General features: G+C 71.5%; 10 protein-coding genes and 1 pseudogene. 2 read left to right on the forward strand and 9 right to left on the reverse strand.

The window, feature by feature from the left end; translation table 11 throughout:
* Nucleotides 1–24: 24 nt before the first annotated feature.
* The 7 genes and pseudogenes from mraY to mraZ form a co-directional block, all read right to left on the reverse strand.
* Complete coding sequence (mraY, locus tag AB0367_RS30820) at nucleotides 25–1146, reverse strand: phospho-N-acetylmuramoyl-pentapeptide-transferase (RefSeq protein WP_366229982.1); 1122 nt, start codon at nucleotides 1144–1146, stop codon at nucleotides 25–27.
* The gene (murF, locus tag AB0367_RS30825) at nucleotides 1143–2534 is read right to left on the reverse strand and encodes a UDP-N-acetylmuramoyl-tripeptide--D-alanyl-D-alanine ligase (protein ID WP_366229983.1); all 1392 of its coding nucleotides are present in this window, start codon (nucleotides 2532–2534) and stop codon (nucleotides 1143–1145) included. Before murF ends, mraY begins: the two co-directional genes overlap by 4 nt.
* A 4-nt stretch (nucleotides 2535–2538) precedes the next feature.
* Complete coding sequence (locus AB0367_RS30830) at nucleotides 2539–4107, reverse strand: UDP-N-acetylmuramoyl-L-alanyl-D-glutamate--2,6-diaminopimelate ligase (protein WP_366229984.1); 1569 nt, start codon at nucleotides 4105–4107, stop codon at nucleotides 2539–2541.
* A 45-nt stretch (nucleotides 4108–4152) separates the two neighbouring features.
* Nucleotides 4153–5940 carry a penicillin-binding protein 2 gene (locus tag AB0367_RS30835; protein ID WP_366229985.1) on the reverse strand — a complete coding sequence of 596 codons (1788 nt, stop codon included), beginning with the start codon at nucleotides 5938–5940 and terminating at the stop codon, nucleotides 4153–4155.
* A gap of 777 nt (nucleotides 5941–6717) precedes the next feature.
* Nucleotides 6718–7266: a hypothetical protein gene (locus tag AB0367_RS30840; RefSeq protein WP_366229986.1), complete on the reverse strand. Its 549-nt coding sequence runs from the start codon at nucleotides 7264–7266 to the stop codon at nucleotides 6718–6720.
* A gap of 53 nt (nucleotides 7267–7319) precedes the next feature.
* Nucleotides 7320–8249 (reverse strand): annotated as a pseudogene (rsmH, locus tag AB0367_RS30845) (16S rRNA (cytosine(1402)-N(4))-methyltransferase RsmH); the annotation flags it as partial.
* A gap of 199 nt (nucleotides 8250–8448) precedes the next feature.
* Nucleotides 8449–8880: a division/cell wall cluster transcriptional repressor MraZ gene (gene mraZ, locus AB0367_RS30850; RefSeq protein ID WP_366229987.1), complete on the reverse strand. Its 432-nt coding sequence runs from the start codon at nucleotides 8878–8880 to the stop codon at nucleotides 8449–8451.
* A gap of 383 nt (nucleotides 8881–9263) precedes the next feature.
* On the opposite strand from mraZ, the gene AB0367_RS30855 reads away from it, so the two are divergent.
* On the forward strand, nucleotides 9264–10508 hold the full coding sequence (locus AB0367_RS30855; protein ID WP_366229988.1) for a MurT ligase domain-containing protein: 1245 nt from the start codon (nucleotides 9264–9266) through the stop codon (nucleotides 10506–10508).
* On the forward strand, nucleotides 10498–11208 hold the full coding sequence (locus AB0367_RS30860) for a glutamine amidotransferase (RefSeq protein ID WP_366229989.1): 711 nt from the start codon (nucleotides 10498–10500) through the stop codon (nucleotides 11206–11208). Before AB0367_RS30855 ends, AB0367_RS30860 begins: the two co-directional genes overlap by 11 nt.
* 103 nt (nucleotides 11209–11311) lie before the next feature.
* On the opposite strand, the gene leuS is transcribed toward AB0367_RS30860, so the two are convergent.
* Both leuS and AB0367_RS30870 read right to left on the reverse strand, forming a co-directional pair.
* A complete protein-coding gene (gene leuS / locus AB0367_RS30865) occupies nucleotides 11312–14179 on the reverse strand; it encodes a leucine--tRNA ligase (RefSeq protein ID WP_366229990.1) in 2868 nt (955 codons plus the stop codon).
* 200 nt (nucleotides 14180–14379) lie between these two features.
* On the reverse strand, nucleotides 14380–16131 hold the full coding sequence (locus AB0367_RS30870) for a protein kinase (protein ID WP_366229991.1): 1752 nt from the start codon (nucleotides 16129–16131) through the stop codon (nucleotides 14380–14382).
* Nucleotides 16132–16195: the final 64 nt, after the last annotated feature.

The following is a 16195-nucleotide window of genomic DNA, read 5'->3' on the forward strand; positions in this document are numbered from 1 at the left end:
GCGCTGTCAGCACCCGGCGCTCGCTTACGACGCGCCGCTCATGACCCTCAGGAAGTCTGCGGCGAAGAGGCCCAGGGCGGCCGCCACGCCGAGGCCGGCGATGATCCAGAACCGGACGACGATGTTGACCTCGCTCCAGCCGGCCAGCTCGAAATGGTGCTGCAGCGGGACCATCCGGAAGATGCGCTTGCCCGTCGTACGGTACGAACCGATCTGCATCACCCAGGTCACCACGATGATGACGAAGAGCAGGCCGAGCAGCGGCAGCAGCAGGATCGTCTTGGTCGCCACGGCCAGGCCGGCGATGAGCGAGCCGAGCGCCATCGAGCCGGTGTCACCCATGAAGATCCGGGCCGGGGAGGTGTTCCACCACAGGAAACCGACCAGCGCGCCGACGGCGGCGCCGGCGATCAGCGCCATCTCCAGCGGGTCACGCACGTCATAGCAGTAGTCGGCGTTGTACGACGGGTCGGCGCACCAGTGGCGATACTGCCAGAACGCGATCGCCATGTAGCTGATGAGCACCAGGATCGAGGTGCCCGTCGCCAGGCCGTCGAGGCCGTCGGTCAGGTTCACCGCGTTGGACATCGACATGACGACGAAGACGAAGAAGATGACCGCGGCGATCTTGCCGATGTTCAGCCAGTCGATGTCGTGCACCCACGACAGGTTCGGGCTGGCCACCGTCGTGACGACCTGGCGGCCGGTCTCGGTGGCCGGCACGTAGAGCGCGATCGCGCCGAAGATGGCGCCGATGAGCGCCTGGCCGATGAGCTTGCCGCGCTTGTTGAGCCCGTCGCTGTTGCGCTTGGCCACCTTGAGGTAGTCGTCGAGGAAGCCCAGCAGACCGGTGAAGACGAACAGGCCGAGCAGCACCACGGCGGTGGCGGTCGGGCCGCTCGGGCGCAGCTGCTTGTCGGGCAGCGTGGTGAGCGCGATGTGGCCGCCCGTGTAGGCGACCAGCGTGGCGAAGATGAACACGACGCCGCCCATCGTGGGCGTGCCCTTCTTGCCGAGGTGCGTCTGCGGGCCCTCGGTGCGGATGGGCTGGTCGGCCTTCAGCCGGGTGAAGTACTTGATCGCTATCGGCGTACCGAACAGCGAGATGAGAAATGCCACGAACGCCGCGACGAATACGGCCCTCACTTGCGGACGCCTTCCGACCGCAGGGCGTCGGCGACGTCCCAGGTCCGGTATCGCGATCCCTTGACCAGGACCACGTCGCGATGAAGCAGCTCGGCGCGCAGCAGCGCCACGGCGGCCTCCTGATCGGTCACGAGCACCGAGTCTCCTCCCCAACTCGCCACGGCGGCCGCCCCGTCCAGGATCGGCGCGGCCTGCTCGCTGACGGCCACGAGACGGTCAACGCCGAGCTCCGCGGCGAGGCGCCCGACCTCCTCGTGCCCGGGTCGCTCATACTCGCCGAGCTCGGCCATGAAGCCGAGCACCGCGATCTTGCGCCGCCCGCCGGCCACCGCGACGAGCGCGCGCAGCGCCGCCGCCATGGACGCCGGGTTGGCGTTGAACGAGTCGTCGATGACCGTGACACCGTCGGCACGGTCGAAGACATCCATCCTTCGGGTCGACAAGCCCTCTAAATCGCCGAGTCCCGCGGCGATCGCGGCCGGCTGCATGCCGGCGTGCGACGCGACGGCGGCGGCGAGCAGCGCGTTGCCGACGGAATGGCGCCCCGCCACGTCGAGGCGCACCGGCACCGCCTCGGCGCCGGGGATGTGCAGGGCGAAACCGAACCGCCCGCGCTCCAGCGCGACGATGTCGGTGGCCCGCACCTCGGCGTCGCTCGCCTCGCCGGTGAGCACGACGCGGCCGCTCGTGCGGGCGGCCATCGCCCGCACCCGCTCGTCGTCGGCGTTGAGCACGGCCACGCCGTCCGGCCCGAGGGCCTCGACCAGCTCACCCTTGGCCCGCGCGATGCCCTCGACGGAGCCGAACTCGGCGATGTGGGCGACGCCCACGTTGAGCACGACGGCGACGTCCGGAGGGGCGATCTCGCACAGATACCGTAGATGCCCGGCCCCCCGCGCGCCCATCTCGAGCACCAGGAAGCGGGTCCGGGCGTCGACCTTGAGCACCGTGTACGGCGTGCCGAGCTCGTTGTTCTCCGACCCGACCGTGGCCACCGTCGGCCCGTGCTGCGCGAGCAGCCGGGCGACGAGGTCCTTCGTGCTGGTCTTGCCCGACGAGCCGGTGAGCGCGATGACGGTCAGCCCGGGCAGCCGGTCGATGACCTCGCGGGCCAGCAGCCCCATCGCGTGCCGCGGGTCCTCGACCACGATCGTGGGCACGCCCGGGACGGGGCGGCTGCCGAGCACCCCGGTGGCGCCGTCGGCCATCGCCTTGGGCGCGAACTCGTGCGCGTCGACCTTGGCGCCGGCGAAGGCGACGAAGAGGCTGCCGGGCCCGACCTTGCGCGAGTCGTACTCCACCGGGCCGTCGACGAGCGCGTCCGCGTCGCCGTCGTGCAGTTCGCCGTCGACGATCCGGGCTATCTCTCCCAGCGACATCTCGATCATGCCGTCACCCCCGCCCAGTCCGGCTCGATGAGGCTTCGCGCTGACCGACCCGGACCAGGCGCCCCAGTGCCGTGGCCAGCTCGACCCGGTCGTCGAACGGCAGCACCTCGCCGTTGATCTCCTGGCCGCGCTCGTGGCCCTTGCCCAGCAGCGCGATCACGTCGCCGGGCTTGGCGTGCTTCACCGCATAGCCGATCGCCGCCCGGCGCCCGTCGACCTCGACCACGCTCGCCGGCCCGCCCGCGGCGCCGGCAAGGACCTCGGCGCGGATCGCGGCCGGGTCCTCGGTGCGCGGGTTGTCGTCGGTGACGATCACCAGATCGGCGCCCTGCGCGGCGGCCCGGCCCATGAGCGGGCGCTTGCCGCGGTCGCGGTCGCCGCCGGCCCCGACCACGCAGATCACCCGGCCGCCGCGGGAGGCCGCGAGCGACCGCAGCGCCTTGAGCACCTCGATCATGGCGTCGGGCTTGTGCGCGTAGTCCACGACACCGACCACGTCGCCGGGGGCCCCGGGGGCCCCGGGGGCGCTGACGCGCTCCATGCGGCCGGGCGAGCCGGGCGCGGCGGCGACGGCCCCGGCCGCGACGTCGAGGTCGACGCCGACCGCGACCAGGGACGCGATGGCCAGCAGGGCGTTGGCGACGTTGTGCCGCCCTGGCAGCTGTACTCCGGAGCGGACGGTCCGGCCGCGCCAGTGCACGTCGAACGCCTGCCCGTAGCCGGCGACGGTCACGTTCGACACGCCGAAGTCCGCGGGGGCGTCGGTGGATGTGCCGGCAGGGGATTCACCCGCTACGGAATAGGTCCACGAGCCAGGCTTGCGCAGTCGCATTACCGACACGTCGTCGAGATTGAGGATCTCGACCGCGGCGCGGCCGTCGAACAGGCGGGCCTTCGCCGCGAAGTACGCCTCGACCGACGGGTGAAAGTCCAGGTGATCCAGGCCGAAGTTGGTGTATCCGGCCGCGGCGAAGCGCACCCCGCCCACCCGGCCGACCTCCAGCGCGTGGCTGGACACCTCCATCGCGACCGACTGCACGCCGCGCTCGAGCGCCGCGGCGAACAGGGCGTGCAGGTCGGTCGCCTCGGGCGTCGTGCGGATGCTGTCCACGCTCAGGTCACCCAGCCTGGTCTCGACGGTGCCGATCAGCCCAGTGACCTGGCCAGCGGCGCGCAGGCCGGCCTCGATGAGGTACGCCGTGGAGGTCTTGCCCGCGGTGCCGGTGATCCCGATCGTGGTCAGCCGGCGGGTGGGCTCGCCGTACACCTTGGAGGCGACGTCACCGAGCACGTCCCGCGGCCGGTCCACCACGATGAACGGCACGCCGGTGTCCGCGCGGACTGCGGCCTCAAACCCGGCACGGTCGGTGAGCACCGCGACCGCGCCGCGCCGCAGCGCCTCGGGGATGAAATCGGCCCCGTGTACCCGGGATCCGGGCAGCGCCGCGTAGAGGTCGCCGGGAAGTACTGAGGAACTACTGTGCGTAACCCCGGTGACCGCAACCTCTCCAGAGCCGCCCAGCTCAGCGATGAGCACGGGTCGGACATTCCGCGGACGGGGATAGCCGGGCACGGGGTCAGACCCTACCCGCACGCTCACGCGGCCCCGGAGCCGGTGTCACGGGTAGATCGTGAGCTTCGGTGGTTCGGTGCCCGTCGGCAGAACACCGTAACTGGACAGCGTCAGCGCCATCATCTCCCTGAATACCGGCGCCGCCACCGAGCCGCCCGCTCCGCTGCCGGGCACGTGCGCGATCACGGCGACCACGTAGCGGGGTGCATCGGCCGGCGCCATGCCGACGAACGACACCACGTCGCCCTCAGCGTACCCACCATTCTGCGGCATCTTCGACGTTCCGGTCTTCCCCGCGATCCGGTACCCCGGGATCGCCGCCTTGTGCCCGGTGGCGTCGTCCAGCGTGGTCACGCCCTCCAGCATGGTCCGCAACTCCTGGGCCACCTGCGGGTCGAGCACCCGCCGGGTCTGCTGCACCGGCAGCTTCTGCGCGGTGCCGTCCGGCGCGATGATCTTGCGGACCAGCGTCGGCTGCACCCACAGGCCGTCGTTGGCGATGGCGCCGTACGCCGCCGCCATCTGCATCGTCGTGGTCGCCACGCCGTTGCCGAGCGGGATCGAGCCCGAGCTGGAGCCGCTCCACTTGTCCGGCGGCAGCAGCTGCCCGGGCGACTCGTTGAACAGCCCGACGCCGGTGCGCTCGCCCAGACCGAACTTCCTCTGGTACTCGTACAGCTTGTCCTTGCCCAGCCGGTCCGCGACCGCGATGGTGCCGACGTTGGACGACAGCGCCAGGATGCCCGGGATGGTCATCTGGGTGCCGTCCTTCTGCGGCCGGCTGTCGGTGTAGGTGGTGTCGCCCCTCTTCACCTTCGAGTTCACCGTGATCGCGCTGCTCGGGGTGATGACCCCCTCCTGCAGTGCGGCACCCATGACGATCGCCTTGTGGATCGAGCCGGGGTCGAACACGGTCGCCGTGCACTGATCCTTCCACTGGCTACTATCCGGCGTCCGGCTGAGGTCGGCGGGGGCGAACGAGGGGTAGCTCGCCATCGCCATGACCTCCATCGTGTGCGCGTCGAGCACAACGGCGGTGGCGAACTTGGCGTTGAGCGGCTTCATCCGCTCGGCGAGGGCGCCCTGCGCGGAGTACTGCAGGTCCGCGTCGATGGTCAGCTCAACGGAGCTGCCCGGGCGGGCCGGCTCCAGCTCCTCGTAGCCGGTAGGCAGCGGCTTGTCGAGCTCGCCCACGCCGTGCTCGTAGACGTGCAGCCCGTCGACGCCGTGCAGCACCGAGTCGTACTGCTTCTCGATGCCCAGCTGCCCGGACAGATCGGGGCGGGAGGTGTACCCGATGACGTTGGACGCCAGGTCGTAGCCGGGGATCTCGCGGCGCTCGTCGCGGGCCACCTTGAGCGCGCCGATGCGCAGCGCCGCGATGCGGTCGCCGTCGGCCACGTCGATCTGGTGCACGAGGTACTCGAAGCGTACGTCGGTCTTGCCGTCCGCGGTCTTGTGCGGCGTCAGCTTGCGGACCAGGTCGGAGCGCAGCACGCCGTACTTGTCCAGGATCGAGAACAGCTTGTCGGCCAGGTCCTCGGGGTCCTTCACGGCCATCGGGTCCGCGGCGACATACCGGGTCTCGATCGAGTGCACGAGAATCCTGCCGTTGCGGTCGAGGATGGCGCCGCGGGAGGCGGGCAGCACGACCCGCGCCAGGCGGTCCTTGAGCCCCGCGGCGGCATACGCGCTGGCGTCGGTGAGCTGCAACTGCACCAGGCGGACCCCGATGGTCGCGAACATGACCAGCGCCAGAACGGTGGCCACCCGCAGCCGGCGACGGGGCTCGGCGAGTTTGCGCGTCCGCGGGCGGCGCGCGAGCCGCGGCAACCTGACCCGGCTCTGCCGCCGCGGCTTGCGGACGGGTGTCGCGGCTTCGCCGCCCCCTTCACGCGCGCCCGTGGCGCGGGCGCCTCCCTTCGGCGGTAGCCCGGCCCTGCTCCTGACGCCCGTGCGGACCGGAGTGCTCCGTTCCCCGCCGCTCGTCCGCCCGCTGACCGAACGGAGCGAGGCGTTGCGTTGCGTGGTGCTCCGGGGATCGCCGCCAGCACGACCCACGCCCGCACGACCGCCATCCGTGCGGACCGAAGGCTTGCGTTGCGTATCGCTCGCACGACCGCCGCCGGCAAGGCCCTCTTCCGGGCGGATCGGGGCGGTCCGTGCCGTACCGTTGCCACGAGCGCCGCCGGCACGCTTGGGATCGGTGCGGCGCGGCTGCTCGCTGCGGCCGCCCTGGATCACTTCCAGGGCCGGACGGAACGGGTCCTTGCGCCCGCCCGCCTCGACCGAGGCGTCGCGGACCGAGCGCCCGCGCGGGGTGTACCGCCTGGCCTCGGACATTGTGCCGCGCACCGGCGACTCCGCGGTACCGTTGCCGCGCTCTTCGGCTTTTCCGCCCCCCGTGCGGGATCGGGCGGAAGCACCGGCACCCCCCGCGCCGGCGCGACCACCCGTCCGCTGCCGGCCGGCGTCACCCCCGCGACCGGCGGTATCCCTGCGCTCGGCGCCCCCACGCCGCTCGGTCCCGCTCCGCCGATCAGAAGTGTCGCCAGCCATCGTTCCGACTTCCGTTCGTTCGTCCGCTATGGACTTCGATGGTTCCCTGCGTTACTTGCTCGGTCCGGGCATCTCCAGCCTGGTGCCGTCGGGCAGCACCAGGAGCATCGGCGTGCGCGAGGGCACGAGGCCCAGCTGCTTCGCCCGCGACGCGAGCGTCACCGGCGACTCCTTGTTGGCCAGGTCGCTGCGCACCCGCTCCTCGTCGCGGTCGAGGGTGCTCTGCTTGCTCTTCAACGCGTCGAGCTTGAACGCGTTCTCGGCGATCCGCGTGTTGAGCACCAGAATGCCGACGACTCCGGTGAGCACCAGCACGAGCACGAGTGCCACGAAGGGCGCCCGCGGCGCACTGACCGGTACCGGCGGCGCCACCCGCAGCCGCGCGGATGTCTGCTTCGTCTCGGGCGCGTGCCGTTGCGGTTCGGCATCCGGATTCGTGGTCTCGTGCTCCGGCTGCAGTGCCGTCGCACCGTTGATCGGGTAGTCCCGTCGCTGCTGCTCGATCTCCTCAGCGGCGCGCGCCGTGGTCCGGCCCCCCGACCGCGGTGCGCCTTGCTGAGCCCTGCTCTGCCGGCTGGCCGGCAGTGTCGTCACGTTCATCACACCTCCCCCAATGTGTCTGTCCGGTCTCCCGTTGGATTCGGACGTTGCTTGCGTTCCACGGCGCGTAGTCGCACGGACGCCGCGCGCGGGTTGGCCGCTGTTTCGGCCGCGCCGGGAAGCTCGGCCCCCCGGGTGAGCGCCCGCAGCTCCGGTTCGCTGCCGGGCGGCTCGAACGGCAGCTCGACCGGCACGGTCGAGCGGGTCCGCTCCGCGATCGCCTGTTTGACCAGGCGGTCCTCGAGCGATTGGTACGACAGCACAACCAGCCGGCCCCCGGGCCGCAGCACGTCCAGCGCCGCGGGGATCGCCCGCTCGAGGACCGCGAGCTCGCGGTTTACCTCGATGCGCAGCGCCTGGAAGGTCCGTTTGGCCGGGTGCCCGCCGGTGCGCCGGGCCGGCGCCGGGATCGCCTCGCGGACCAGTTCGGCTAGGCGGGCCGAGCTGGTCAGCGGGGACTTCGCCCGCTCCCGGACGATCGACGCGGCGATGCGGGAGGCGAACTTCTCCTCCCCGTACACACGCAGGACCCTGGCGAGCTCGCCGTGGCTGTAGGTGTTGAGCACCTCGGCCGCGGTCATGCCACTCGTCTGGTCCATGCGCATGTCCAGCGGTGCGTCCTGGGCATAGGCGAACCCACGCTCGGCGTCGTCGAGCTGCATCGACGACACGCCCAGGTCGAACAGGCCGGCGTCGATCCGCTCCCCGGCGAGCACCTCGGGCAGCTCGTCGTAGACGGCGTGCACGAGGCGGATCCGGTCGGCGAAGGGCGCCAGCCGCCGGCCCGCCAGGCCCAGGGCCTGCGGGTCGCGGTCCAGGCCCAGCAGCCGGGCCTGCGGGTGGGCGCGCAGCACCGCCTCGGCATGACCGCCGAGGCCGAGCGTGGCGTCCAGATACAGCGCTCCGGGGCGGGTCAAGGCCGGGGCGAGCAGCTCGAGGCAGCGCTCGAGCAGCACGGGCACGTGAACGTCCCGCTCCCCCATCGTCGACCCCCCTGCCGACGGCGGGTCCGCGGCCCGCCGTGATGCTGAACCCTGCTGAGTGCGAAAGCGCCGTACCGCCAGCTCCCCATCCGCTCCTCCGCCCTGGCGCCGGGGAAGTGGCGTCAGGACTTCGAGAGACTCTGAGCGGCTGGAGAGCTGCCGATACGGCGGCCTCAAAGTCGGTTACTGCAGTTGGACCTCACAGCCCTCCCGGCAGCACCCCCTCCTCGATGCCCGCGAAGTCCTCCTCGCTTTCGGCGAGGTAGCTGTCCCAGGCCTGGCGATCCCAGATCTCCACCCGGGTGCTCGCCCCGATCACGACGAGTTCGCGCTCCAGCCCGGCATACTCGCGAAGATGCTGCGGGATGGTGACCCGGCCCTGCCGGTCAGGAACCTCGTCGTGAGCGCTGGCGAAGAACACCCGGCTGTAGGCGCGGGCCGCCTTGTTCGTCATCGGCGTGGCGCGAAGCTGTTCGGCGATCCGGGCGAATTCGGGGCCGGGAAACACGTAGAGGCAGCGCTCCTGTCCCTTGGTGATCACGACACCTCCCGCCAGTTCGTCCCGAAACTTGGCCGGCAGGATCAACCGGCCCTTTTCGTCCAGGCGAGGAGTGTGGGTGCCCAAGAACATGCGGCATCCACCCCTTCCCACCGCGAACGGTTCCCCCTGGGGCCGGCCGAGCCCCCCGGCTCCGCCATCGCGCTCCACTGTACTCCACTTCCCTCCACCGTCAACGGAAAACCACCCGGTCCGCCCGGGGCGCGGGTGAAGAATTCCCACGTCAGAAGGGGTGACGCCGGGTGGAGGACCTCGGGCGTGCCCGTTCGGTGGAGGGCGTTGCCAAGGGCCAAAATTCGGGCTAAACGCCCAGGGATTCCACGTTCTCCGCCCGCGGCGGCGTTTCCGCGGCCGCGGTGGAGGAAAGTGGTGGGTCACGGAGAGCCCGTAGTCCCGTTGGGAGTGTCGCGCCGTCCGGGTAGGGTCAGCGCATCGCCGAACACCGTGGAAGCGAGATGACGGACAACAAGCTGCCGATGCGGGCGAAGCTCGCCACCTCACTGTCGCGCGGCGCCGCCGCGCTGTCACGCGCCACCGGCCGGGGCGACGGTTCGGTCATCGGCGGCCGGATCGGCCTCATGATCGATCCGAACCTGCTCGCGGAGCTCGCCGCGGGCCGCCAGATCGCCCTGGTCTCCGGCACCAACGGCAAGACGACCACCACCCGGCTCACCGCTGCGGCCATGGGCGTGCTCGGCCCGGTCGCGACCAACAGCCTCGGCGCCAACATGCCGACCGGGCACACCTCGGCCCTGGCCAAGGCCGGCGCCACGCCGTATGCGGTGCTCGAGGTTGACGAGCACTACCTCAAGCAGGTGCTGGACCAGACCCAGCCGAAGGTCGTCGCGCTGCTCAACCTGAGCCGCGACCAGCTCGACCGGGCCAAGGAGGTCGCGATGATGGCGGCCCTGTGGCGCGACGCGCTGCCCGGCCGCGGCCTGCACATCGTCGCCAACGCCGACGACCCGATGGTGGTCTGGGCGGTGGGCAAGGCGATCGCCGACGGCACCGGGGTCACCTGGGTCGCCGCCGGCCAGCGCTTCCACGACGACTCCTGGGTGTGCCCGGAGTGCGGCGGCTCGATCGAGCGCAACGGCGAGCAGTGGGCGTGCGTGGAGGGCAACCTGAGCCGTCCGGCGCCGCACTGGACGATCAGCGGCGAGGGCGTGGTCGACGACACCGGCACGTATCACCACGTCCTGCTGCAACTGCCCGGCCGGGTGAACCGCGCGAACGCGGCGACCGCGCTCGCCGTGGCGGCACAGTTCGGCGTAGCGCCGGCGAAGGCGGTGCCGGAGCTGGCGAAGGTCGCCTCGGTCGCCGGCCGCTACGCGGTCGTGGTCCGCGACGGGCGCACCATCCGGCTGCTGCTGGCCAAGAACCCAGCCGGCTGGCTGGAGTCCTTCGACATGGCCGAGGACGTGCCGACGCTGCTGTCCATCAACGCCCGGGACCCCGACGGCCTCGACACGTCGTGGCTCTACGACGTCGACTTCTCGCCGCTGCGCGGCCGCCGCGTGCTGATCACCGGCGACCGGGCCATGGACCTGGCCGTGCGCCTCGAGGTCAACGAGGTCCGCTTCGAGCACGTACGCTCGTTCGGCCAGGCCCTTTCGCTGGTACCGCCGGGCCGGCTCGAGGTCATCGCCAACTACACCGCGTTCCAGGACATCCGAGCGGAGCTCGACCGTGTCAACTGAGTCCCATCTGCGCCTGATCTGGCTGTATCCGGACCTGCTGTCCACGTACGGCGACCGTGGCAACCTGCTCATCCTGGCCCGCCGTGCCGACCTTCGTGGCCTGCCGGTCGAGTGCACCGAGGTGCGCGCCGACCAACCGGTCCCGACCAACGGCGACGTGTACCTGATCGGCGGCGGCGAGGACGGCCCGCAGGCCCTCGCGGCACAGCGTCTGGCCAACGACGGCGGCCTGCGCCGCGCGGTCGAGCGCGGCGCGACGGTCTTCGCCGTGTGCGCGGGCTACCAGTTGCTCGGCCGCTCGTTCTTCGCGAAGGGCGCGAAGTATCCGGGCCTGGGCCTGCTCGACATCGACTCGGACCGCGGCGAGACCCGGGCGGTCGGCGAGCTGACCGGCGAGATGCACCCGGCGCTGGGCCTGCCGACGCTGACGGGCTTCGAGAACCACGGCGGGCGCACCCACCTCGGCCCGGGCGTGAAGCCCCTGGCGCGGGTGACGACGGGCATCGGCAACGACGGCCAGTCGGAGGGCGCCTGGAACGGCCGGATCCTGGGCACGTATTCGCACGGCCCGGCGCTGGCCCGCAACCCCGCCATCGCCGACCTGCTGCTGCGCTGGTCGACCGGCCAGACGATGGAGCCGATCGACGACCGCTGGCCCACGGCGCTGCGCAACGAGCGCCTGTCCGCGGCCTCGAAGTAGCCCCGAGCCCGTCCGTTTCGCAGCGCGGAAATCTCGCAGGGAAGCAACACGAAGAAGAAGGCCGGTCCGAAGAGATACGGACCGGCCTTCTCTCGTCAGTGCGTCAGACCACGACCGAGACCATGCGGCCCGCGACCACGATGACCTTCTTCGGGGTCTTGCCGGCCAACTGCTCCGCGACCGCGTCCAGCGCCGCCGCGCGCACCGTGTCCTCGTCCGCGTCGGCGGCGATCTCGATCTTGCCGCGGACCTTGCCGTTGACCTGGACCGGATACGTCACGGACTCGGCGACCAGGTAGGCGGGGTCGGCGGCCGGGAAGCCGGCGTAGGCGATCGAGGACTCGTTGCCCAGCCGCTGCCACAGCTCCTCGGCCAGGTGCGGCGCGAACGGGGCGATCATGCGGATCAGCGGGTCGGCCACCTCGCGCGGAGTCCCGGCCGCGGAGACCTGCGTGACCCGGTTGGTCAGCTCGATCAACTTGGCGATGGCGGTGTTGAAGCGCATCTCCTCGATGTCGACTCGCACGCCGTCGGTGACGCGGTGCAGCAGGCGGCGGGTCTCGTCGTCCAGCGCGTCGTCGGTCACCCGCAGCGCGTCGGTCTGCTCGTCGACGACCAGCCGCCAGACTCGCTGCAGGAAGCGCTGCGCGCCCACGACCGCTCGGGTCTCCCACGGGCGTGAGACGTCCAGCGGGCCCATCGACATCTCGTAGACACGGAAGGTGTCCGCGCCGTAACGCTCGCACATCTCGTCGGGCGTCACCACGTTCTTCAGCGACTTGCCCATCTTGCCGTACTCGCGCTGGACGGGAGCGTTGCCGAAGTAGTACTTGCCGGGCTCGCGCTCCTCCACCTTCTCGGCCTCGACGTACACGCCGCGGGCGTCCTTGTACGCGTACGCCTGGATGTAGCCCTGGTTGAACAGCTTGCGGAACGGCTCCTCCGACGAGACGAAGCCGCGGTCGAACAGCACCTTGTGCCAGAAGCGCGCATACAGCAGGTGCAGCACCGCGTGCTCGACGCCGCCCACATACAGGTCCACGCCGCCGACGTCGCCGGGGCGCTGCGGGCCCATCCAGTAGCCCTCGTTGGCCGGGTCGACCAGCTTCGAGCCGTTGGCGGGGTCCAGATAGCGCAGCTCATACCACGACGAGCCGGCCCACTGCGGCATCACGTTCGTCTCGCGGGTGTACGTCTTCGGCCCGTCGCCCAGGTCCAGCGTGACCTCGACCCAGTCCTTGGCGCGCGACAGCGGCGTCTCCGGCATGCTCTCGGCGTCGTCGACGTCGAACGTGCGCGGCGAGAAGTCGTCCACCTCGGGCAGCACGACCGGCAGCATCGACTCGGGCAGCGCGATCGGCAGGCCGGTCTGGTCGTAGACGATCGGGAACGGCTCGCCCCAGTACCGCTGCCGGCTGAACAGCCAGTCCCGCAGCCGGTACGTGATGGCCCCGACGCCGTGGCCGTTGGCCTCCAGCCACTCGATGATCTTCGCCTTGGCCTCGGCGACGCCCAGCCCGTCCAGGCTCAGTCCATGAGGTGCGGTCGAGTTGATCGCCGGCCCGTCGCCCAGGTAGGCCTTGCCGTCGAAGCCCTCGCTCGGCTGCACCGTGCGGATGATCGGCAGGTGGTGGACCTCGGCGAACTCCCAGTCGCGCTCGTCCTGGCCGGGCACCGCCATGATCGCGCCGGTGCCGTAGCCGGCCAGCACGTAGTCGGCGATGAAGACCGGGATCTTGCGGCCGTCGACGGGGTTGGTCGCATACGCACCGGTGAAGACGCCGGTCTTCTCCTTGGCGTCGGCCTGCCGCTCGACGTCGGTCTTGCTCGCGGCGAAGGCGCGGTAGGCCGCGACCGCCTCGGCGGGGGTGGCGTGCCCGCCCGTCCAGCGCTGCGCGTCGGTGTCGTCGGGCCAGGCCGCCGGCACGATCTCGTCGACCAGCTCGTGCTCCGGGGCCAGCACCATGTATGTCGCGCCGAACACGGTGTCGGGGCGGGTGGTGAAGACCCGGATCGGCGTCTCGGACCCCGTCGTGGTCGTCGCCTGGAAGTCGATGTGCGCGCCGCGGGACCGCCCGATCCAGTTGCGCTGCATCGACTTGACCTTCTCCGGCCAGTCCAGCCGCTCCAGGTCGTCCAGCAGCCGGTCGCCATACGCGGTGATCCGCATCATCCACTGGCGCAGGTTGCGCTTGAAGACCGGGAAGTTGCCCCGCTCGCTGCGCCCGTCCGGGGTGACCTCCTCGTTGGCCAGCACCGTGCCCAGGCCGGGGCACCAGTTCACCGGCGCCTCGGTGATGTATGCCAGCCGGTGCTCGTCGACCAGCCGGCGGCGCTCGACCGCGGACAGCTCACCCCACGGGCGGCCGTCCGGCGCCGGGCGGTCGCCGCTTTCGAACTCCGCGATCAGCTCCTCGATCGGCCGCGCCTTCTGCCGGTCGGCGTCGAACCAGGAGTTGAAGATCTGCCGGAAGATCCACTGGGTCCAGTGGTAGAACTCGGTGTCCGTCGTGGCGACGCTGCGCCGGTCGTCGTAGGCCAGGCCCAGGCGGCGCAGCTGGGTGCGATACCGCTCGACGTTGGCCTCGGTCGTGGTGCGCGGGTGGGTGCCGGTCTGCACCGCGTACTGCTCGGCCGGCAGGCCGAACGCGTCGAAGCCCATCGGGTGCAGCACGTTGTAGCCGGCCATGCGGAAATACCGGGTGTAGCAGTCCGTGCCGATATACCCCAGCGGGTGCCCGACGTGCAGGCCGGCGCCCGACGGGTAGGGGAACATGTCCATCACGTACAGCTTGGGCGCGCCGGCGCGCGGGTGGCCGGGGTCGCTGAGCGGGCCGGTCGGGTTTGGCGCGTAGAAGGTGCCGTTCTCGGACCAGTAGTCCTGCCAGCACGCCTCGATCTCCGCTGCCATCGCCGCGGTGTACCGGTACGGCGGGATGTCGACCGCTCCGTCGGTCACTGCCTCGCTCATGACTGTCCCCACCTCAGGTCTCGGGTTTCCTCGGATTGTCCGGGCATGAAAAAACCCCTCGCGCAGGAGGGGTCGCCGTGCCGTCGCAGCTAGTGCGTCAGCACGGCTCGCTAAGAAGCCGGACCACCCGGGTCATACCCGCAGTGTACCGCAGGCACCGAGGCGTTTTCCCGCCTGTCGATCCCGGCGGTCACACAGCGCTACGCCACCATGACGATCGGCGCCCCGTCCGAACAGGCCACGACGTAGCGCAGCCGCTGCCCGCCCCGGTCGAACTCGACGCGCGCCTTGGCGTGCCGCCCGAGGTCGGCCGAGACGAGCGCGATGCCGTCGGCCGGCACGACCTGCCGCACGCTGACCTTGCCCCCGTTCCGGCCGCACGCCGCGACGATCACCCCGCCCTCGGTCGGCAGGTTGGCGCTCCATCCCGGACTGCCCTGGCTGTCCTGCCCGCCCTGGTCGTTCCGGCCGCCCTCGTCCTCCTGCCGACCGCGGCGCTGCCCGCCCTGGTTTCGCGCCGCGGTCGTCGCGGTGGGTGACACGGCCGGTGCGGGTCCGGTCGCGTCACCGGAGGCCGTCGCGGGGGCCGCCGCCTGCGGTGCGGTGCGCGCGAGACCGGCCTCCAGCCGCGGGTCGCCGCCCGAACGGCTCACCGCGAACGCCACCAGCGACGCCGCGACCGCGACCAGCGCGCCAGCGCCGACCAGCACACGCCCGCGCCCCCTGCGGGGCCCGCCCGGCTCGGCGCCCGACTCGGGCCCGCCCTGCTCGCGCCCGGCCGACCCGGAACCGGCCGACCCGGAACCGACCGGCTCGGAACCGACCGGCTCGAAACGGGTCGGCCCGGAATCGACCGGCTCAGGACCGACCGGCCCGGAACCGACCGGCCCGGAACCGACCGGCCCGGAACCGACCGGCTCAGGACCGACCGAGTCGGAACTGGCCGGCTCGAAACGGGTCGGCCAAGGAGTGACCGGCCCGGGACGGACCGGCTCGGCGTCGGCTGCGGACGTCCTCATCGGCGCGGGCGACGGCGGGAGCGACGCCCCGGATGACGGCGTCAGCGGGTCGGTGGCGAGGTCGAGCGGGACGGGGGCGCCGGGCGCCGGCTCCTGCCGTACCACCGAAAAACGCGGAACGATGCCCGCGGCCCGGGCCAGGCGGGCGGCGACCACGACGGCGGCCGGACGGTCCGCCGGATCCTTGGCGAGGCAGCTCATGCACAGCTCGCGCACCTCGGGCGCCACCCCGGGCAGGTCGGGCAGCGGCTCGGGCGGGACCGACAGGTGGGCCGCCACCATCCGCGTGTTGGACTCGGCGTCCCAGGGCAGCCGGCCGGTAAGGCAGCGGTAGAGCACCAGGCCGAACGCATAGACGTCGCTGGCGGGCGTGACCTCTTCCGAGAGCAGACGCTCGGGCGCCAGATAGGCGGCGGTGCCGAAAACGCGCACCGAGCCGGTCGGCTGGTCGGGGATGCCCACGAAGCCGACGATCCCGAAATCGAGGACTTTCGCCGCATCCGGGGTGAGGATGACATTGGCGGGCTTCACGTCGCGGTGTACGAGATCCTCGGCGTGCGCGGCGGCCAGACCGGCGGCGACCTCGGCGCAGATGCGCACCGCGGCGGAGGGCGGCAGCGGGCCGTCACGGAGGCACTCGGCAAGCGTCGGGCCGCGCAGCAACTCCATGACGACGAACGGGGTGTCGTCCGCCGCCTCGCCGTAGTCGTAGACATTGGTGATGTTTGGATGCGAAAGACACGCGGCCGCGCGGGCCTCCAGCCAGATGCGCCGCCGCCAGTCCGCGTCGGCGGCGAGCCGGGCGGCGAGCACCTTGACCGCGACCTCGCGGCCCAGCACCCGGTCGTGCGCGCGCCACACGACCGACATGCCGCCCTCGCCCAGCCGTTCGGCGAGCAGGTATCGGCCGTTGAGTGATTGCCCGGCTTCCACGCGCCCAGTCTGCCCGCAATCGACGGCGGCCGACACCCTCATGGACCGTTTACCAGTGATTTGG

The organism is Dactylosporangium sp. NPDC051484 (genome assembly GCF_040689395.1).
Classification (GTDB): domain Bacteria; phylum Actinomycetota; class Actinomycetes; order Mycobacteriales; family Micromonosporaceae; genus Dactylosporangium.

What these genes read in the sequence shown, in the direction of transcription:
- murF (WP_366229983.1), bottom strand. Translation starts at nt 2,534, where the DNA reads ATGATCGAGATGTCGCTGGGAGAGATAGCCCGGATCGTCGACGGCGAA.
- AB0367_RS30840 (WP_366229986.1), bottom strand. Translation starts at nt 7,266, where the DNA reads ATGAACGTGACGACACTGCCGGCCAGCCGGCAGAGCAGGGCTCAGCAA.
- leuS (WP_366229990.1), bottom strand. Translation starts at nt 14,179, where the DNA reads ATGAGCGAGGCAGTGACCGACGGAGCGGTCGACATCCCGCCGTACCGG.
- AB0367_RS30855 (WP_366229988.1), top strand. Translation starts at nt 9,264, where the DNA reads ATGACGGACAACAAGCTGCCGATGCGGGCGAAGCTCGCCACCTCACTG.
- mraZ (WP_366229987.1), bottom strand. Translation starts at nt 8,880, where the DNA reads ATGTTCTTGGGCACCCACACTCCTCGCCTGGACGAAAAGGGCCGGTTG.